Raw genomic sequence first — 18,315 nt, 5'->3', positions numbered from 1 at the left:
CCGGCCGAGGCGGCCTACGCCTGCGCGGTGAACCGGACGGGCAGCCGGCGGGGGTAGCGCGACCACGGCGACCGCGTCAGCTCGAGCGCGTCGGCCGGGACGGTCAGGGTCATGTCGGCCAGGCGGCGCAAGATCCGGTCGACCGCGATCCTGCAGACGAGCGGGCCGAGCCGGTGCGCCGGGCACGCGTGCGCGCCGGTTCCCCACGTGAGGTGGAAGCGCGAGCCGAGCTCCTCCCACGGGTCGTCCGGACGCACGGCGCCGTCCGCGTTGGCCGCTGCGACGGCCACCACGACGGCGTCGCCGGACGCGATCCGCTGCCCGCCCAGCTCGCCGTCCCGGAGGGCGAACCGCGGTAGCAGGTGGGGCAGAGGCGGGTGGCGGCGCGCGACCTCGTCGAGAGCGCCGTCGAGGTCGAGGCGGCCGCCGTGCACGCGTGCCCTGAACTCCGGGTCGGTGAGCAGAAGGTGCAGCGTGCCGGCGATCCACGCCACCTCGCCGTCGTGCGCCGAGCCGAAGACGGCGCCGACGGCGCCCATGGTCTCCAGGTCGTTCACGTGGTGCGGATGGCCGAGCAGCACCGTCGTCAGGTCGTCGCCGGGCTCCGCCCGGTGCTGGGCGACCGTCACGGCCAGGAGGTTCTCGTGCTCGGCGGCCGCCGGGCATGCCTCCGGCGAGCCCGAGCGCAGCGCGTCGGTCAGCTCGTGCATCCGCTTGGCGTCGGCAAGGCTCAGCCCCATCAGCTCAGCGAGCACCATGACGGTCACCGCGACCGCGTAGTCCGCCACCAGGTCGGCCTCGCCCCGGACGGCGAGCCGGTCGATGACGGCGTCGCACGTGACGGCCACGGTCTGCGCCAGACGCTTCTCGTCGACGGCTCCGAGCGCGTCGTCGATCGGTGCGCGAAGGCGCCGGTGCTGCGCTCCGTCGACGTGGTGGACACCGTCACCCGGGGCCAGCAGCGCGCGGACGGCCGAGTCCCGCGGGAGCTCGCCGTCGGCGAGCCGGCGCCACCGACGCGAGTCGCGCGTGTACTGCAGGTCGTCGCGCAGCACGGACACGGCCTCGTCGTACCCGAGCACCAGCCAGGCGGGGACGCCGGGCTCGAGGTCGACGGGGGCGACGGCGCCCCATCGCGTCCGCAGCCGCTCGTAGACCAGCTCCGGGGCGCGGGCGGACGTGATGTCGCTCAGCGGTACGCGGCCCTCGATGTCCTCGACGCGCAGGACCGGCACGGGCGAGCTCATGCCGGCACCGGCTCGGCGCCGCGGCCCGACTGCGCCAGCGCGTGCTCGACGAGCGTGACGAGCGCACCCACGGCCGACGCCCGGTCCCGCACGTCGCACGAGACGATCGGCGTCTCGGGCAGCAGGTCGAGCGCCTCCCGCACCTGGTCGAGCGGGTGGTCCGGCGAGTCGGGGAAGCGGTTGAGCACGACGGCGAACGGGAGCGTGGTCCGCAGCTCCAGCTGGTCGAGAACCTCGAAGCTGGCCTCGAGCCGGCGCATGTCCACCATGACCAGCGCGCCCACCGCACCGTCTGCCAGGCCCGCCCACAGGTCCCAGAACCGGCGCTGGCCGGGGGTCCCGAACAGGTACAGCGCGGTGTCCTCGCTCACGGTGATGCGCCCGAAGTCCATCGCGACCGTCGTCGTGGACTTGCGGGGCAGGTCCGGGTCGATGCCCACGCTCGCGGTGGTGATGCGCTCCTCCGTGCTCAGCGGCTCGATCTCGCTGACCGACCGGATGATCGTCGTCTTGCCCACCCCGAAAGCACCCACGACGAGCACCTTGACCGACCGTGCCACGCTCGCGGGCAGGTGCCGGCCGGACGCCGGGGGCATCGGCTCAGAGGTTGCGGAGTCCATCGAGGACCGTCTCCAGGATTCCCCTGCCAGGAAGCAGGTGGGGTTGATGGTTCGACCGGAGCGTCAGGTACCCGCCGTCGACGAGGTCGGACACCAGGACGGTCACGAGGCTCACCGGCAGCCCGAGGTACGCAGCCACCTCGGCGAGGGCGAGCGTGCCCCGGCACAGCCGGACCAGCTCGCGCGCCTGCCGGTCCGCGGGCGGCGGGAGCCGCGGCGGGTCGACCGCGAGCAGCAGCGTCTCGGGACGCAGGGTGTTGCGCGTCGGGTGCGAGCGGCCGCCCGTCAGGACGTACGAGCGCACCGGGTGGTCGCGATACTCCTGCGGCCGCTGCTCCACACTCATCGCGTCGCTCCCCTGTCGCTTCGGTCGGTCGGTGCCCTCAGGACGAGACGGCGTCGGTCGCGAGCGTGCGTTCGCCGATCATCAGCACCTGGGCCTGCATCTGCTGCGCCACGAGTCCCGGGTCCACCGCCGCCTCCGTGATGACGGCGAGGCGCGAGCCGTCGCCGGCTCCGCGCACGAACAGGAACCCGCCGTCGAACTCGACGACGATCTGCCGGATGGCGTCGCTCTGGCCGAACTCGCGGCTCATGCCGTGCCCGAGGGCGACGAGGCCCGCGCACGCGGCCGCCACCTTGTCGGCGACGTCGAGCGGGGTGTGGTCGGTGCGCACCTTCATCAGGCCGTCGGACGTGAGCACGACGACGTGCTGCACGCCCTTGACACCGCTGACGAGGTCGAGCATCCAGCTGTTGGCGTCGGGCGGGGCCTGCATCGCCTCGGTCGTCATCGGTCCTCCGCTACTCCGCCGGGCTGACCCAGCGGCTCGATGCTGTCGTTCGGGACGTGGTCGCCGAGGGTGGCGGCGTCCGGGGACATGGAAGCTGGGGCGCCGGCGCCGAAGAACGCGCCCATCCACTCGCCTGCGGCCGCGGCCGTCTGGGCGCGGACCAGGCTGTCGACGGCGGGCTGAGCGGGCTCCGGCGCGGCCGGGGCGTCGGCACGGCGCGAGCGGCGCTGCGGGAGCAGCGGGGGCACTGCGCCGCCGGCCGGGCGGAGAACCGCGGGAGCCTCGGCAAGGGCGGGCGGCGCCTCGACGAGGACCGCGGGCAGATCGGCCGGCCACGCGTCGTCAGACGCGGGCACGTCGGGCGTCGCGATCCCCTCGACGAGCTCGGCCGGGACCATGACGACGGCGCGCAGGCCGCCGTAGACGGACTCCATGAGCTCGATCCGGAACCCGTGCCGGCGCGCGTACGTGCCGACGACGGCGAGGCCCGTCTGCGGGATGCTGCCCAGGTCGGCGATCGTGACGACGCGCGTGCCCGACGCGATCTCGCGGATCCGCTCGAGCTGCTGGTGGTCGAGACCGACCCCGCAGTCGTCGATCTCGATGACGGCACCGCGCTGCACGTGCCGCAGCACGACGAGCACCTGGGTGCCCGGGGGCGAGGACTGCGTCGCGTTGGCCAGCAGCTCCGCCAGGAGGTGCATGAGCGGCTCGACGGCCCGCGCCGCCACGGCGACCCCCGGGTCGCCCGAGGTCTCGACCCGATGAAACGCGGTGATCCGGCCCGCCGCGCCCTTGACGACGTCGGGAAGGGGCAGCGGTTCGCTCCACTGCTGGCCGGGCGCGTGGCCGCAGAGGGTCGCGAGGCCCTGCGCCTGCCGTGCATGCTGCGCGGCGGCGTGGTCCACGCGCATCGACGTCTGCAGGACGTCCGGGTCGGTGGGGTGGCGCTGCACCATGCGCGCCGCCTCCTCCTGGATGCGGTGCGCAGACGCCTGGACCTTGCGCGCCAGCGCGACGACCGCAACCTCGACGGCCTCACGGCGCGACGCACGGTCCACGCGCACGTGCTCGAGGGCGGCGGCCGCCTCGTCGAGGCGGGCCCTCGCCGCCATGGGCAGAGAAGGGAGCGGAGGTGCGGGCTCGTCCGCGAGGAAGGCGGGGAGCTGCTCGAGGACGACGGCGTCGAGCGCACGGGTGGCGGCCTCGGCCCGCTCCGCGAGGTGGTTGCACTGCGCCTGCAGGCGCCGGGTCGCCTTGCGGTCGGCCGCCTCGACCCGGTGCGCCACGACGGCGGCCACCAGGGCGATCAGGACCACCAGGCCGCCCGCCGTCCAGCCGGCCCCCGTCACGCCGCCCACCGGTGGCGTGAGCGTGAGCGAGAGGCCGACATACGCGGCCATGACGGCCGCGCACAGCCACGGCACGACCTGGCGCAGCACGGCCGACCCGGCAGAGTACGTCGAGCTCACCAGACCCCCGTTGGAGATGACTTGGCCCGCGACCCGTCGTCGGGCAGCAGGAACGCCGCAGTCCCGCGAACGGAAATATGCGCCTGACATGGGCAAACGGCATTGACTCGCAGTTTCTACCACAGGGCGAGCAGGGGGCGGAAGAGCGCGCCGAGTCGTCTCAGGACGCGACAAGGCCCGGCGGCGCTGTGCGCCGCCGGGCCCGTCAAGGCGTCCGGGCCACGATCCGGACGCCGTCGCCGGCAGTGCCGGCGCGGCGCGAGCGGGGCCACGATCCCGCTCGCACGGTTCCCCGGTCCCTGGGCCACGAACCCTGGGACCGGGGGCACCCCGTGCGGGGTGCGCACCCGGGCCACGACCCGGGTGCCGTCCGCCGCCTGCACCCGGAGGAGGGGGCGAGGAGCGGGAGCCTTCGACTCAGCCCTTGCGGGGCTTCATGTCCAGGTAGTCGATGCCGTCGCGGCGCTTGCTCGCGACCTCCTCGTGCGAGATGCCGTAGTACGCCGCGACCATGATGTCCTTCATGTCCTGCAGCATCGGCAGACGCGGGTTGGCCGGCGCGCACTGGTCCTCGTAGGCACGCATCGCGAGCGCGTCGAGGCCCCCGACGAAGTCCTTCTCGGACACGCCCTGCTCGGCGAACGACTTCTCGACGCCGATGCGGTCGGCCAGCTCGCGCACCGCGCGGGCGTAGGACTCCACGCCCTCCTCGGGCGTCGAGGCCGGCAGGCCGAGGTGCTTGGCGATCGCCTGGAACCGCTCCGGGGCGACGTACTTCTCCGCCTTCGGCCAGCCGGTGACCTTGCCCGGGACGAGCCCGTTGTAACGGATCGCGTAGGGCAGGAACATCGCGTTGGTGCGGCCGTGGATCAGGTGGAACTGGGCACCCACGGTGTGCGACATCGCGTGCACGATGCCGAGGAACGCGTTGCCGAAGGCCATGCCGGCGATCGTCGCAGCGTTGTGCATCTTCTCGCGGGCATCCTCGAGGCCGGCGCCGCCCTGGAACGACTTCTCGATGTTCTCGAAGACGAGCTTGATCGCGTGGAGCGCCAGACCGTCAGTGAAGTCGTTGGCGTAGACACTGACGAACGCCTCGGTGGCGTGCGTCAGGGCGTCCATGCCGGAGTCGACGACGAGCTTGGTCGGCATCGAGGCGGTCAGCACCGGGTCGATGATCGCGACCGACGGGGTCAGCGCGTAGTCGGCCAGCGGGTACTTGTAGCCCGTCTCCGGGTCGGAGATGACCGCGAACGGCGTGACCTCGGCGCCCGTGCCCGACGACGTCGGGATGCAGACGAGCTGTGCGACCTTGCCGAGTGTCGGGTACTGGAACGCGCGCTTGCGGACGTCGAAGAACTTCTCGCGCAGGTCCGCGAACTCCAGGCCGGGGTTCTCGTACTTGAGCCACATGACCTTGGCGGCGTCCATGGGCGAGCCGCCGCCGATCGCGATGATCGTGTCGGGGCGGTGGTCGCGCATGAGCTCGGCGCCACGGATGACGGTGCCGACGCTCGGCTCCGGCTCGACGGTGTCGATGATCTGCACGGCCACGGGGTTGGTGCGGCGGTGCAGGACGTCGAGGACCTTGTCGACGATGCCGATGGTGCTCATGACGCGGTCGGTGACGATGGTGACGCGCTCGACGTCACGCATGTCGGCCAGGTACTGGATCGAGTTCGGCTCGAAGTACGTCTTCGGCGGGACCTTGAACCACTGCATGTTGTTGTTCCGCCTCGCCACGCGCTTCACGTTGATCAGGTTGATGGCCGAGACGTTGTTCGACACGGAGTTGTGGCCGTAGGAGCCACAGCCCAGGGTCAGCGAGGGGATCAAGGCGTTGTAGATGTCGCCGATGCCGCCGAGGGCCGACGGCTGGTTCCACAGGATGCGGACGGCCTTGACGCGGCGGCCGAACTCCTCCGAGAGCTCCTTGTCGAGCGTGTGGATCGCGGCCGAGTGACCCAGTCCGTCGAACTCCACCATCTGCTCGGAGAGGCGGATGCCCTCCTCGGTGCTGTGCGCGCGGAGCACGGCCAGCAGCGGCGAGAGCTTCTCGCGGCTCAGCGGCTCCTGCGGGCCGACGCTCGAGATCTCCGCGAGGAGGATCGAGGTGTCCGCGGGGACCGTGAAGCCGGCCTGCTCGGCCAGCCAGACGGCCGACTTGCCGACGACGGCGGCGTTGAGCTTGGCGCCCGCACAGTTCGCCGAGTCGGCGGTGACGCCGAAGAAGTACTCCTCGAGCTTCGCCTTCTCCTCGGGGGTGACGACGTAGGCGTGCAGCTTGCGGAACTCCGCGAGCGCCTCGTCGTAGATCTCGGTGTCGATGATGGCGGCCTGCTCGGAGGCGCACACCACACCGTTGTCGAAGCCCTTGGACAGCACGATGTCGTTGACCGCGCGGCCGAGCTTGGCGTCCTTGGCGATGTACGCCGGGACGTTGCCGGCGCCGACGCCGAGGGCGGGCTTGCCGGTCGAGTAGGCGGCGCGGACCATCGCGTTGCCGCCGGTCGCCAGCACGAGGGAGACGCCCGGGTGGTTCATGAGCTCGGACGTCGCCTGGATCGAGGGGTGCTCGATCCACTGGATGCAGTCCTCGGGCGCGCCCGCCTCGATGGCGGCGTCGCGCACGATCCGCGCGGCGGTGAGCGACGACTGCTGCGCGTTCGGGTGGAAGCCGAAGATGATCGGGTTGCGCGTCTTGAGTGCGATGAGGCTCTTGAAGATCGCGGTCGAGGTGGGGTTGGTCACCGGGGTGACGCCGGCGACGACGCCGACGGGCTCGGCGATCTCGACGATGCCGCGCAGGTCGTCGCGGCCGATGACGCCGACGGTCTTGACGCCGGACATCGAGTGCGTGACGTGCTCGCACGCGAAGATGTTCTTGGTGGCCTTGTCCTCGAAGATGCCGCGGCCGGTCTCGTCGACGGCCAGCTTGGCGAGGTTGCCGTGCTCGTGCAGCGCGGCGACCGAGGCCTTCTTGACGATGTGGTCGATCTGCTCCTGCGTGAAGGAAGCGTAGGCAGCGAGCGCCTTGAGGCCGCGCTGGACGAGGGCGTCCACCTCCGCGGCGGGGTCGGGAACGATGACGGCCTGGTCGGCCGGCTTCGTCTTCTTCGTCGTGGTCGTGCTCACGGGTATCTCCTCCTGAGGGGGGATCTCGTGGATCCCGGCTGTCCGCGTTCCTTGTGAAGGGTTTCACAAGTGTGGTCAGACCACAAGTGGGCCCGGGTGTGAGGCGTGTCTCGTCATGAACCCTGGCGCACGCTGCACGGACCGCCGTCGAGGCTGGTGGCGTGATCCTCGGCGCGGCCCGCCGATGCCCGCTAGGGTGCGGAAGCATGGGCGTCGCCGCAGACCACGACCCGGTTCCCCACACTCCGCTGGACCCCGACGGGGCCGATCCGTTCGCGTGGCTGGAGGACGTGGCAGGCCCCGCAGCGCTCGCCTGGGTCCGCGAGCAGAACGCACACACGCGGCGAACGCTCGGCGCCGGAGCTCAGTTCGAGGCGACACGTGACGCGATCCTCGAGGTCCTCGACTCCGACGAGCGGATCCCTGACGTCTCCAGGGTCGGAGACCTCCTCTACAACTTCTGGCGTGATGGCGTGCACGAACGCGGGTTGTGGCGCAGGACGACCCCCGCCTCCTACCGGACGGCCACGCCGGAGTGGGAGACGGTCCTCGACCTCGACGCGCTGGCGCTCGAGGAGGGTGTGAGCTGGGTCTGGCACGGCGCGTCGGTGCTGCGCCCCGACCCCGAGCAGGTCGCCGCCGGCGAGCCGTGGCGGCGCGCCCTCGTCGACCTGTCGGTCGCCGGGTCCGACGCCGACGTCACGCGCGAGTTCGACCTGGTCGAGAAGCGGTTCGTCCCGGCCCCGCACGGGTTCGAACGCGCCACCGCACCCCACGACCCCGCCTCGGGCGGCGCGAAGGGCGGGCTCGCCTGGGCCGACGAGGACTCCGTCTACGTGTTCACCGACCGGGGACCGGGCACCACGACGACGTCGGGCTACCCGCGCACCGTGCAGCTGTGGCGCCGCGGCACTCCCCTCGACGATGCCGCGACGGTCTACGAGGGGCGCGAGGACGACCTGTACATCTCGGGCCGCCGCTCGCGCACGCCGGGGTTCGAGCGCGACGTCGTGCACCGGTCGATCGCGTTCTACCGCTCCGAGACGTTCCTGGCGTCCGGCGTCGGGACCCCGGATCAGGCGCTCACGCGCATCGACGTGCCCGAGTCCGCCGAGGTCGGGTTCCACCGGGAGTGGCTGCTCGTGGAGCTGCGCGACGACTGGGCGGTCGGCGGAGTCATCTACCGGGCCGGGTCGCTGCTCGCGGCCGGCGCGGACGCGTTCCTCGCCGGCTCGCGCGAGCTCACCGTGCTGTTCGAGCCCACGCCCACGACGTCGCTCGCGGGCGCCACCTGGACGCGCCACCACCTCGTGGTCAACGTGCTCGACGACGTCAAGAACCGGCTGCACGTGCTCACGCCGCCCGAGGCAGGCGGCGCATGGGAACGCTCGGACTTCCCCGCGACGGACCCCGTCGCGACCGTCGGCGTGCGAGCCGTCGACCCCGTCGACAGCGACGACGTGTGGGTGGTCACGACCGGGTACCTCACGCCGTCGACGCTCGCGCTCGCGACGATCGGCGCGGCCGGGGCCACGCTCGACCCGCTCAAGTCCGCCCCCGCGTTCTTCCACGCGGACGGGCTCGTCGCCGAGCAGCACTTCGCCACGTCCGACGACGGCACCCGCGTGCCGTACTTCGTCGTCGGGCGCGAGGACGTGCTGCACCGGCCGCGGCACACGGCCGCGGAGGGGAGCGCCCCCACGCTGCTGTACGGGTACGGCGGGTTCGAGATCTCCCTGACGCCGTCGTACTCGGGGTCGCTCGGGCGGTCGTGGCTCGAGCACGGCGGGGTGTACGCCGTCGCGAACATCCGTGGCGGCGGCGAGTACGGGCCGGCGTGGCACCAGGCGGCGCTGGGCCGCGACCGGCACCGCGCCTTCGAGGACTTCGCCGCCGTCGCGGCCGACCTGGTGCAACGGCGGGTCACCTCGCCCGCGCACCTGGGCGCGCAGGGTGGCTCGAACGGCGGGCTCCTGGTGGGCAACATGCTCACGCGGTATCCCCAGCTCTTCGGGGCGCTCGTCATCCAGGTGCCGCTGCTGGACATGAAGCGGTACTCGCACCTGCTGGCGGGCGCCTCGTGGATGGCCGAGTACGGCGACCCCGACGACCCGGAGCAGTGGGCCTGGCTGCGCGAGTACTCGCCGTACCACCGCATCGAGGCCGGCCGCCAGTACCCGCCGGTGCTCCTGCTGACCTCGACGCGCGACGACCGCGTGCACCCCGGGCACGCGCGCAAGGCGGCCGCGCTGCTCGACGCCGTCGGCGCGGACGTGACCTACGACGAGAACATCGAGGGAGGCCACGGCGGCGCAGCCACGAACGCTCAGGCGGCGCACATGGCGGCACTCGCGTGGACGTTCCTGGGGCAGCGCCTCGGGCTGCGGGGGGCCTGACCGGCGGGTTCACCTCGCTGAGGCAGCCGCGTGCCCGGGGAACGGCATCGCCGTCAGGAGGATCGGCGCCGCGCGCTGAGGGTCGAGCGCCGGATCGCAGCCTCCGCGACCGCGAGGTTGACGATCCACGCGAGGGTCATCAGCACGGTGTTGAGCACCGGCGGGTTGGTGCCGGTCGCGATCGTGAAACCGGCGAGCTCGCTCACGCGGGCCGCGCCGGCGGCGACGGGGACGAGCGACAGCAGGACGGGGCCGGCCGGGACGAGCCAGGAGCTCCGGCCCCGCTCGCCGGCGCGGGCGGGCAGGACGGCGGGTCGGTGCGGGTCATGGGCCGAGCCTGCCCAGTGCGGCGTCGCCCCGGATCGGCCGATCGGCCGAACCTCGCCGCCGGACGGCTATCGGGCCCGGCCGGTCTCGAACGCCCAGATCGCCAGCTCGACGCGGTTGCGCACCCCGAGCTTGGTCATGAGCCCGCCCAGGTGGGTCTTGACCGTGCCGAGCGACACGTAGAGCTCGGCGCCGATCTCCGCTTGGTCAGCCCACGGGCGACGGCGGACGTGCTCTTCGAGGTCGAACGTCGTGATGACGACGACGGCGGGGCCCCCGTCGTCGAGCGCGGCGAGCTGCCGGGTCGCCTCGATCCCGTCGAGGCGCGGCATGCGCACGTCCATGAGCACGACGTCGGGGCGCAGCGTGCGGGCCAGCTCGACGGCCTCGACGTCGTCGGCGGCCTGGCCCACGACCTCCAGCCCCGGCCGTGAGGCGACGATGAGAGCGAGGCCGCTGCGCACGAGCTCCTGGTCGTCGGCGACCAGGACGCGGACGGTCACGCGGGGAGCCAGTCGAGCGGCACCGTCGCCTCGGCCGCCCAGCGACCCGCGGCCGTCGCCCCGGCGGCGAACGTGCCGCCCAGCAGCTCGACGCGCTCGCGCATGCCGCGCAGGCCGAACCCCGGTGCCGCAAGAGCGGTGCCGGCCGAGAACACCGTCACGACCGCAGGTCGTGCACGCGCCCATCGTAGGAATCCGAAGGGCTCGCCCACCTCGGCCGATCGGGTGATCTCCGGAGGGGCGTCTACGCCGCCGCGCGCTCCGCGAGCGCCTCGCCCACCCGGCCGAGGTTCGCGAGCTCGGCGCGGTGCTCGTCGCTGCTCGCCAGCCGCATGCGCGGGGCCGCCAGCAGCGTCACCCCGTCGAGGCCCGACGCCGCCAGGCCGACGCGCCGCCAGGGCTCGGCCACGAGGCGCACCAGCTCGCCGAGCATCGGCCCCGCGCACTGCGAGACCTGCGCGGGCGGCAGGCCTGCCCACAGGCCCACACCCTTCTCGGCCGCCCGCGCGACGAGCTCCCACGCGCTCTCCTGCCAGCCGATCGCGCCGACGTCGAGCCCGACGGCGTCGGCACCGGCGAGCACCACGGGCGGTAGCCCGGCCCACGTGCCGCCGAGGTGCACGACCGCGCGCGCCCCGGCGTCGTGCACGGCGTCGATCACGGGGCGCAGGCCCTCGACCAGGTCGGGGCCGGGCACGGACCGCAGGCGCGAGTAGCCCGAGAACGTGGGCAGGACGCCGGCGTGGATCGCGCCGAGCTGCGGCTCGGCCAGCTGGACCACGACGTCGGACGGCTGCACGCCCGGGACCTGCTCGCGGACCGCCGCGACGTGGGCGCGCACGCCCTCGGCGAGCGCGAGCGTGAGGTCGCGCCGCGCGCCGGCGTCGCCGAGCACGCGGTCGCCGCGCGCCGACCAGAGCGTCGCGGCCAGCGTCCACGGACCCACGACCTCGAGCGCCAGCGGGCCGGCGTAGCCGTGCGCGGCGAGCGCAAGGGCACCGAGGTCCTCGCGCAGGAACACCTCGGCACGGCGCTCGTCCAGGCCCGGGTGGTCGGCGAGCTTCCAGCCGTGCGGCCCGAGCTCGACCGGCAGCTCCTCGAGCAGCGCGGCCGTGCGGCCGAGCGCGTCCGCGCCGGGGCCGCGTCCGGTCAGCTGGGTGAGGAACGGGACGGCCGCGACGCCGGTGGGCAGCCCGGCGAGGTCGCCGAGCACCGTCTGCTGCGCCTCGAGCTCGTCGCGTTCGCGGCCCGGCCACGGTCCGTGGCCGCTGACCGCCGTCACGCCACGACCCCCGCGCGGGCGGCGCGCCAGGCGCGGGAGACCGTGGCCTGGCCGAGCACCTGGGTGCCGCGGTAGACGACGACGGACTGGCCCGCCGCCACCCCGCGCAGCGGGGTGCCCGTGAGCTCGACCTCAAGGCCGGCACCGCCGTCGGTCGCACGGACGCCAGCCGGGACGGGAGCGCCGTGGGTGCGCACCTGGACCTCGACGTCGTCGCCGGCGTCCGTGGGGTCGACCAGCCAGGTCGCCCTCTCCCCCGCGATCCGGTCCACCGAGAGCAGCTCGGCCGGGCCGACCACGACGGTGTTGGTGTCGGTGCGCACGTCGAGCACGTAGCGCGCGCGGCCGTCGGCGGCTGGCCGGCCGAGGGCCAGCCCTCGCCGCTGCCCGACCGTGTACGCGTAGGCGCCGTCGTGCTCGCCGACGACGTTGCCCTCGACGTCCAGCACCTGGCCCGGGCGCGAGCCGAGGCGCTCGCGCAGGAACCCGCGCGTGTCGCCGTCGGCGACGAAGCAGATGTCGTACGAGTCCGGCTTGGCGCTCACCGCGAGGCCGCGGCGGGCGGCCTCGGCGCGCACCTCGGCCTTGGAGGCGAAGCCGCCCAGCGGGAAGATCGCCCGGCGGAGTCGCTCGGGGCCCATGACCGCGAGCACGTACGACTGGTCCTTGTCCGCGTTGGGCGAGCGGTGCAGCTCGCGGGACCCGTCCGCGTGCTCGACGATGCGCGCGTAGTGACCGGTCGCGACGGCGTCGAAGCCGAGGGCGGTCGCCTTATCGAGCAGCGCCTCGAACTTCACGTGCTCGTTGCAGCGCACGCAGGGGTTCGGGGTGCGGCCGGCCTCGTACTCGGCGAGGAAGTCGGTCACGACCGTGTCCTCGAACTTCTCCGACAGGTCCCACACGTAGTACGGGATGCCAAGCACGTCCGCGGCGCGGCGGGCGTCGCCGGCGTCCTCGATGGAGCAGCAGCCGCGCGAGCCCGTGCGGAACTGGTCACGGTTGCGGCTCAGGGCCATGTGCACGCCGACGACGTCGTGCCCCGCCTCGACTGCGAGCGCGGCGGCGACCGCGGAGTCCACCCCGCCGGACATGGCTGCGAGCACTCTCATGCGATCCCCTTCGTGACGAGCCCGGCGGCCTGCGCGCGGGCGACGACGGCGGGCAGGGCCGCGAGCAGCGCGGCGACGTCGTCGGGCGTGGACGTGGCGCCGAGCGAGAAGCGCAGCGCGCCGCGCGCCTCGGCCTCGGGGACGCCCATCGCGAGCAGCACGTGCGACGGCTGCGGCACCCCGGCCTGGCACGCGGAGCCCGTCGAGGCCTGTACGCCGGCGGAGTCCAGCAGGTAGAGGAGCGAGTCGCCCTCGGCGCCGGGGAAGGTGAAGTGGGCGTTGCCGGGCAGGCGCAGCGCCGGCTCCGTCGCGGGGTCGGGGCCGCGCAGGACGGCGTCGGGCGCGGCCTGGCGCACCCCGGCGACGAGCACGTCGCGCAGCATGGTGAGGTGCGCCGAGCGGACGCCGAGCTCGGCCACCACCTGCTCGACCGCGACGGCGAACGCGCGGATCGCGGGCACGTCGAGCGTGCCGGACCGCACGCCGCGCTCCTGCCCGCCGCCGTGCTGGACGGCCTCGAGCGGCAGGTCGCGGCGCGCGAGCAGCGCGCCGACGCCGACGGGACCGCCGAGCTTGTGGCCGGTGAGGGTCAGGGCGTCGACGCCCGCGGCGGCGAAGCCGACGTCGACCTGGCCGACGGCCTGCACGGCGTCCGTGTGCACGGGCACGCCGTGCTGGTGCGCGAGCCGCACGACGTCGCGCACGGGCTGCACCGTGCCGACCTCGTTGTTCGCCCACATGACGCTCACCAGTGCGGTCTCCTCCGCATGCGCGGCGAGCTCGGCGCGCAGGGCGTCGAGGTCGACGCGCCCCTCGCGGTCGACCGGCAGGAGCACGATCTCGGCGCCCTCGTGCCCGGCGAGCCAGAACGCGGGGTCGAGCACCGCGTGGTGCTCGACGGCGGAGACCAGCACGCGGGTGCGGCGCAAGTCCTGGGCGCGGCGGCCCCAGAAGATGCCCTTGATCGCGAGGTTGTCGGCCTCGGTGCCGCCGCCGGTGAAGATCACCTCGGACGGGCGGGCGCCGAGCGCCTTCGCGACCGACTCGCGCGACTCCTCGACCACGCGCCGGGCTCCGCGGCCCGCGGCGTGGAGGCTCGAGGCGTTCCCGGGCCGCTGCGACTCCTCGACGAACGCCGCGAGCGCGGCCGCCGACATGGGAGTCGTGGCCGCGTGGTCGAGGTAGGCGCCGGGTGTCACGGCGCCCCAGTCTACGAGGGGCGATCCGCCGTTACGGACGGGCCTTGTGCTCCCGGATCGCCGCGGCGGCCTGAGGCAGCACGTCCGCGAGGTCGCCGACCACGGCAAAGTCGCTGATCTCGAAGATCGGCGCCTCCGGGTCGTTGTTCACGGCGACGACGACCTGCGAGGCCTGCATGCCCCCGCGGTGGTGCGGGGCGCCCGAGATACCGGCGCCGATGTACACGCGCGGCGCGACGGTGACGCCCGTCTGGCCGATGTACCGGTCGAACCAGCCCTCGAACACCACGTCGCGCGTGGCGCCGACCGCGGCGCCGAGCGCGTCGGCCAGGTCCTCGACCGGGCCGAAGTCGCCGTTGGTCCCGCGCCCGCCGGCGACCACGACGGCCGCCTCCTCGAGCACCGGCCGACCGGCCGTGCGCGGCTTGACCTCGCGCGCGACGACGGTCACGGCCGGGGCAGCGACCTCGACCTGCAGCGCCTCGACCTCGGGGTGCGTGGGGGTCTCCGCCGGCTCGGCGGCCACGGCGTTCGCACGCACGGTGACGACGGCGGGGTCGGTCGCGACCGTGCTGACCGTGTCCCACGTGCCGGCGAACACGCGCTTGGCCACCCGCAGCGGGGCCACCCCGTCGCTCCACGTCACGGCCGACGCGTCGGAGACGTAGCCGGCGCCGAGGCGCGCGGCCGCGACCGCGGCGGCCTCCTTGCCCGCGAACGACGAGGGGACGAGCAGCACGTCGGCGTCGGTGCGGCGCACGGCCGCGACCAGCACCGACGCGAGCACGGACGTCACGCGGTGCGCCGAGGCGGGCACCGACGTCGGGAGCGTGGCCTGGTGGACGAAGCCGACGCCGTATGCGCCCAGGGTCGCCAGCACCGAGACGCTGGGCGCGCCCAGCGTGACGACGTCGACGCGGCCGAGCTCGCGGCCGATCGTGAGGAGCTCGAGGACCGACGGGCGGACGTCGTCGACGGTGCTGTCGGGGCTGTCGAGGAGGACGAGGACGGTGGGGCGGGTCATCGGGGCCTCTCGTCAGACCAGGTCGTTGCGGATGAGGAACTCGGCGAGGGCCTTGCCGCCCTCGCCCTTGTCGACCACGAGCTCGACGTCGGCGCGCGGCGGGCGCGGCGCGGCCTCGACCGTCGAGGTGCGGGCGCCCGCGGCGCCCACCTCGGCGGGGTCGAGCTCGAGGTCGGCGGCGCTCCAGGTCTCGATCGCCTTGGTGCGCGCGGCCATGATGAGCTTGAAGTTGGGGTACCGCGGGCTGTTTGCGGTGTCCGTCACGGAGAGCACCGCGGGCAGCGGCGCCGCGAGCGTCTCGACGGCGTCGTCCGTCTCGCGCGTGATGGTCAGCGTGCCGTCCTCGAAGGCGACCGACTTGGCCAGCGTGAGCTGCGGCCAGCCGAGCTCGTCCGCGAGCAGCGCGGGGACCACCGAGCCGAGGCCGTCGAGCGCGGCCATGCCCGTGACGACCAGGTCGACGGGCTCCTCCTCGCCGAGGCGGCGGACGGCGGCCGCGAGCGCCGCCGTCGTGCCGAAGTAGTCGGAGCCCGCGATCGCGTCGTCGGAGACGCGGACGCCGCGGTGCACGCCCATCTGGAACGCCTTGCGCAGCGCGATGTCGGCCGTCTCGGGGGCGACCGTCACGGCGACGACCTCGCCGGCGCCATCGGGCGACGACTCGACGAGGCGCAGCGCCGCCTCGACGGCGTTCTCGTCGAGCTCGTTCAGCGAGCCGTCTGCCGGGTCGCGCACCACGCGCCCGTCGGCGAAACGGCGGTCGCTGGTGATGTCCGGGACGTACTTGAGCAGGACGACGATGCGCACGAGCACCGAGACTACCCGGGGCCCCGACCAGGACGCGCCAGGAGTTCGCTCCGTCCCACGGGGTGCGCGAGCATGGCCGCATGGAAGCCCGAGCCGGAGAGCCTCCCGCACCACGCCCCGTGGTGCGCCCGCTGACGCGCCCGACCGCCAGGCGCTCGCACGTGCCCCCGCTCGGGGTCACGGCCACGCCCGGCGGGGTCGACGTCGCCGTCATGGCCTCGCACGCCGCGGCCGTGGACTTCTGCCTCGTCGACGTCGTGCGACCCGAGCTCCCCGAGCGCGACCCGGCGCGGTACTCCGAGCGTCGCGTGCCCCTGCTGGGCCCGACCTACGGCGTCTGGCACGCGCACGTTCCCGGCGTCCGCCCCGGGCAGCGCTACGGGTTCCGCACGTACGGCGCGTGGGACCCGCGCGCCGGGCTGCGGCACAACCCCGCCAAGCTGCTGATCGACCCGTACGCGCGCGGCCTGGCCGGCTCGCTCGCCTACGGCCCCGAGACGCTCGGCGCCGTGGGGGCTCCGCGCTCCGAGCACTCGGGCACCCCCGACAACCGCTGGTGGATCGCCGAGCGCTACGGCGAGCCCGAGACCACCGACTCCCTGCCGTTCGTGCCGCACTCCGTGGTGCTGCCGCCCATGCCGCCGACGCCGCCGCTCACCCGCCCCCGCGTCCCGTGGGCGGAGACGGTGGTGTACGAGGCGCACGTGCGCGGCTTCACGCTGCTCAACGAGGCGCTGCCGCCCGAGCTGCGCGGCACGTACGCCGGCATGGCCCACCCGGCGACCATCGCCTACCTCAAGGACCTCGGGATCACGACGCTCGAGCTGCTGCCGATCCACGCGTCCGCGTCCGAGCCGCGGCTCGTGGCGCACGGCCTCACCAACTACTGGGGCTACCAGACGCTCGGCTTCTTCGCGCCCGAGCCCCGGTACGCCACGCGCGCGGCCCAGGAGGCCGGCCCCGCGGCCGTGCTCGACGAGCTGCGCGGCATGGTGCACCTGCTGCACCAGGCCGGCATCGAGGTGATCCTCGACGTCGTCTACAACCACACGTGCGAGGGCGGCGACGACCAGCTCCACGTGTCCTGGCGCGGCCTCGACAACCCGCTGTACTACCTGCACGACGGCAACTCACCCGCCGCGCTGGCCGACGTGACCGGCACGGGCAACACGCTCGACTTCCGCCGCACGCGCGTGGTGCAGCTGGCGCTCGACTCGCTGCGGTACTGGGCCGAGGTCGTGGGCGTCGACGGCTTCCGGTTCGACCTCGCCGTGACCCTCGGCCGCGGGCTGTACGGGTTCGACCCCGACCACCCGTTCCTGATGAGCCTGCAGACCGACCCGGTGCTGAACAACCTCAAGCTCATCGCCGAGCCGTGGGACGTGGGCCCCGGCGGCTGGCAGACGGGCAGCTTCCCCGCGCCCATGGCCGAGTGGAACGACAGGTTCCGCGACGCCATGCGCGGGTTCTGGCTCTCCTCAGCGAGCGCGGGCTCGCACGGGCGCCCGATGGACGGCATCCGCGAGCTCACGACGCGCCTCGCCGGCTCGGCCGACCTGTTCGGCCACTCCGACCCGCCGCTCGCGCGCGGGCCGGTCGCGTCGATCAACTTCGTCACCGCGCACGACGGCTTCACCCTCGCCGACGTCGTCGCCTTCGACCACAAGCACAACTGGGCGAACGGCGAGGACAACCACGACGGCACGTCGAACAACCTGTCGTGGAACCACGGGGTCGAGGGACATGCCGAGGACAGCGACGACGCCGCCACCGAACCGTGGTCCGCCGTCGTGCCCCTGCGGCGGCGGTCGCAGCGCAACCTGCTGGCGATGCTGCTGCTCGCCGCCGGGACGCCGATGATGACGGCGGGCGACGAGCTCGGGCGCACGCAGGACGGCAACAACAACGCGTACGCGCTCGACACCGAGGTGTCCTGGGTCAGCTGGGACCACGACCGCGCGGCGCTCGACCTGCTCGAGACCACCAAGCACCTCATCGCGCTGCGGCGAGAGCACGCGGCCCTGCGCGCCGACTCGTTCTACCTCGGCACGCCGCGGCCCGGCGAGACGTTCGCCGACCTGCTGTGGTTCACGGAGACCGGCAAGCCCATGGACCACGCCGCGTGGAACGAGGGCGAGCGGCGCGTGGTGCAGATGCTGCGCCCTGGCCCGGGGGTCGACGAGGCCGACGTGCTCGTGGTGCTCAACGGGCTGCTCGACGACCTCGACGTGGTGCTGCCGCCGTCCTTGCCCGGGGCCCGGGCGTGGGAGCGGGTGTGGAGCTCGACCTGGGACACGGCCTCGCAGCCCTCGGGCGACGACCTCGAGGACGGCGTCGCGGCGCTCGACGCGCTGAACGTGCAGGTGTTCGTGGGGCGCCGGGAGGTGTAGCCGCCGGGCT

The 18,315-nt window shown here is 73.8% G+C and carries 16 protein-coding genes; 2 read left to right on the top strand and 14 right to left on the bottom strand.

Features of this window, described 5'->3' with window-relative positions; all coding sequences use genetic code 11:
* Positions 1-14: 14 nt before the first annotated feature.
* From ACO4JP_RS05920 to adhE, 6 genes are all read right to left on the bottom strand, one after another.
* Positions 15-1,247, bottom strand: a complete 1,233-nt coding sequence (locus tag ACO4JP_RS05920; protein ID WP_425956458.1) for a cytochrome P450 — start codon at positions 1,245-1,247, stop codon at positions 15-17.
* A complete protein-coding gene (locus tag ACO4JP_RS05915) occupies positions 1,244-1,867 on the bottom strand; it encodes a GTP-binding protein (RefSeq protein ID WP_425956457.1) in 624 nt (207 codons plus the stop codon). Before ACO4JP_RS05915 ends, ACO4JP_RS05920 begins: the two co-directional genes overlap by 4 nt.
* Entirely contained in the window at positions 1,848-2,213 is a 366-nt protein-coding gene (locus ACO4JP_RS05910) for a DUF742 domain-containing protein (RefSeq protein WP_425956456.1), read from the bottom strand. Before ACO4JP_RS05910 ends, ACO4JP_RS05915 begins: the two co-directional genes overlap by 20 nt.
* A gap of 37 nt (positions 2,214-2,250) precedes the next feature.
* Complete coding sequence (locus ACO4JP_RS05905; RefSeq protein ID WP_425956455.1) at positions 2,251-2,661, bottom strand: roadblock/LC7 domain-containing protein; 411 nt, start codon at positions 2,659-2,661, stop codon at positions 2,251-2,253.
* Positions 2,658-4,133 carry a sensor histidine kinase gene (locus ACO4JP_RS05900; RefSeq protein WP_425956454.1) on the bottom strand — a complete coding sequence of 492 codons (1,476 nt, stop codon included), beginning with the start codon at positions 4,131-4,133 and terminating at the stop codon, positions 2,658-2,660. Before ACO4JP_RS05900 ends, ACO4JP_RS05905 begins: the two co-directional genes overlap by 4 nt.
* Positions 4,134-4,550: 417 nt before the next feature.
* A complete protein-coding gene (gene adhE / locus ACO4JP_RS05895; protein ID WP_425956453.1) occupies positions 4,551-7,268 on the bottom strand; it encodes a bifunctional acetaldehyde-CoA/alcohol dehydrogenase in 2,718 nt (905 codons plus the stop codon).
* 206 nt (positions 7,269-7,474) lie between these two features.
* Between adhE and ACO4JP_RS05890 the strand changes: the two genes are divergently transcribed.
* Positions 7,475-9,664, top strand: a complete 2,190-nt coding sequence (locus tag ACO4JP_RS05890) for a prolyl oligopeptidase family serine peptidase (RefSeq protein ID WP_425956452.1) — start codon at positions 7,475-7,477, stop codon at positions 9,662-9,664.
* Positions 9,665-9,717: 53 nt separating this feature from the next.
* Here the strand turns inward: ACO4JP_RS05890 and ACO4JP_RS05885 are convergent, their stop codons facing one another.
* The 8 genes from ACO4JP_RS05885 to ACO4JP_RS05850 form a co-directional block, all read right to left on the bottom strand.
* Positions 9,718-9,870, bottom strand: coding sequence for a hypothetical protein (locus ACO4JP_RS05885; RefSeq protein WP_425956451.1), 153 nt, complete (start codon positions 9,868-9,870; stop codon positions 9,718-9,720).
* Positions 9,871-10,059: 189 nt separating this feature from the next.
* Complete coding sequence (locus tag ACO4JP_RS05880) at positions 10,060-10,494, bottom strand: response regulator transcription factor (protein WP_425956450.1); 435 nt, start codon at positions 10,492-10,494, stop codon at positions 10,060-10,062.
* Entirely contained in the window at positions 10,491-10,655 is a 165-nt protein-coding gene (locus ACO4JP_RS05875; RefSeq protein ID WP_425956449.1) for a hypothetical protein, read from the bottom strand. The genes ACO4JP_RS05880 and ACO4JP_RS05875 overlap by 4 nt, the downstream gene beginning before the upstream one ends.
* Positions 10,656-10,738: 83 nt before the next feature.
* Complete coding sequence (locus ACO4JP_RS05870) at positions 10,739-11,776, bottom strand: hypothetical protein (protein WP_425956448.1); 1,038 nt, start codon at positions 11,774-11,776, stop codon at positions 10,739-10,741.
* The gene (gene mnmA / locus ACO4JP_RS05865) at positions 11,773-12,885 is read right to left on the bottom strand and encodes a tRNA 2-thiouridine(34) synthase MnmA (protein WP_425956447.1); all 1,113 of its coding nucleotides are present in this window, start codon (positions 12,883-12,885) and stop codon (positions 11,773-11,775) included. The genes ACO4JP_RS05870 and mnmA overlap by 4 nt, the downstream gene beginning before the upstream one ends.
* Positions 12,882-14,042, bottom strand: a complete 1,161-nt coding sequence (locus ACO4JP_RS05860) for a cysteine desulfurase family protein (protein ID WP_425957060.1) — start codon at positions 14,040-14,042, stop codon at positions 12,882-12,884. The genes mnmA and ACO4JP_RS05860 overlap by 4 nt, the downstream gene beginning before the upstream one ends.
* 73 nt (positions 14,043-14,115) lie before the next feature.
* Entirely contained in the window at positions 14,116-15,108 is a 993-nt protein-coding gene (locus ACO4JP_RS05855) for an electron transfer flavoprotein subunit alpha/FixB family protein (RefSeq protein ID WP_425956446.1), read from the bottom strand.
* A 12-nt stretch (positions 15,109-15,120) separates the two neighbouring features.
* Positions 15,121-15,915: an electron transfer flavoprotein subunit beta/FixA family protein gene (locus tag ACO4JP_RS05850; protein WP_425956445.1), complete on the bottom strand. Its 795-nt coding sequence runs from the start codon at positions 15,913-15,915 to the stop codon at positions 15,121-15,123.
* A gap of 80 nt (positions 15,916-15,995) precedes the next feature.
* On the opposite strand from ACO4JP_RS05850, the gene glgX reads away from it, so the two are divergent.
* On the top strand, positions 15,996-18,305 hold the full coding sequence (glgX, locus tag ACO4JP_RS05845) for a glycogen debranching protein GlgX (protein WP_425956444.1): 2,310 nt from the start codon (positions 15,996-15,998) through the stop codon (positions 18,303-18,305).
* The last annotated feature ends 10 nt before the right edge of the window (positions 18,306-18,315 follow it).

It is taken from the genome of Xylanimonas sp. McL0601 (assembly GCF_049852175.1).
In the GTDB taxonomy this organism is placed as follows: Bacteria; Actinomycetota; Actinomycetes; order Actinomycetales; family Cellulomonadaceae; genus Xylanimonas.
This window is presented reverse-complemented; position numbering and strand designations above follow the sequence as displayed.

Coding starts and splice junctions, on each gene's coding strand:
- ACO4JP_RS05915 (WP_425956457.1), bottom strand. CDS start 1,867: ATGGACTCCGCAACCTCTGAGCCGATGCCCCCGGCGTCCGGCCGGCAC.
- glgX (WP_425956444.1), top strand. CDS start 15,996: ATGGAAGCCCGAGCCGGAGAGCCTCCCGCACCACGCCCCGTGGTGCGC.
- ACO4JP_RS05920 (WP_425956458.1), bottom strand. CDS start 1,247: ATGAGCTCGCCCGTGCCGGTCCTGCGCGTCGAGGACATCGAGGGCCGC.
- ACO4JP_RS05855 (WP_425956446.1), bottom strand. CDS start 15,108: ATGACCCGCCCCACCGTCCTCGTCCTCCTCGACAGCCCCGACAGCACC.
- mnmA (WP_425956447.1), bottom strand. CDS start 12,885: ATGAGAGTGCTCGCAGCCATGTCCGGCGGGGTGGACTCCGCGGTCGCC.
- ACO4JP_RS05860 (WP_425957060.1), bottom strand. CDS start 14,042: ATGTCGGCGGCCGCGCTCGCGGCGTTCGTCGAGGAGTCGCAGCGGCCC.
- ACO4JP_RS05905 (WP_425956455.1), bottom strand. CDS start 2,661: ATGACGACCGAGGCGATGCAGGCCCCGCCCGACGCCAACAGCTGGATG.
- ACO4JP_RS05890 (WP_425956452.1), top strand. CDS start 7,475: ATGGGCGTCGCCGCAGACCACGACCCGGTTCCCCACACTCCGCTGGAC.
- ACO4JP_RS05910 (WP_425956456.1), bottom strand. CDS start 2,213: ATGAGTGTGGAGCAGCGGCCGCAGGAGTATCGCGACCACCCGGTGCGC.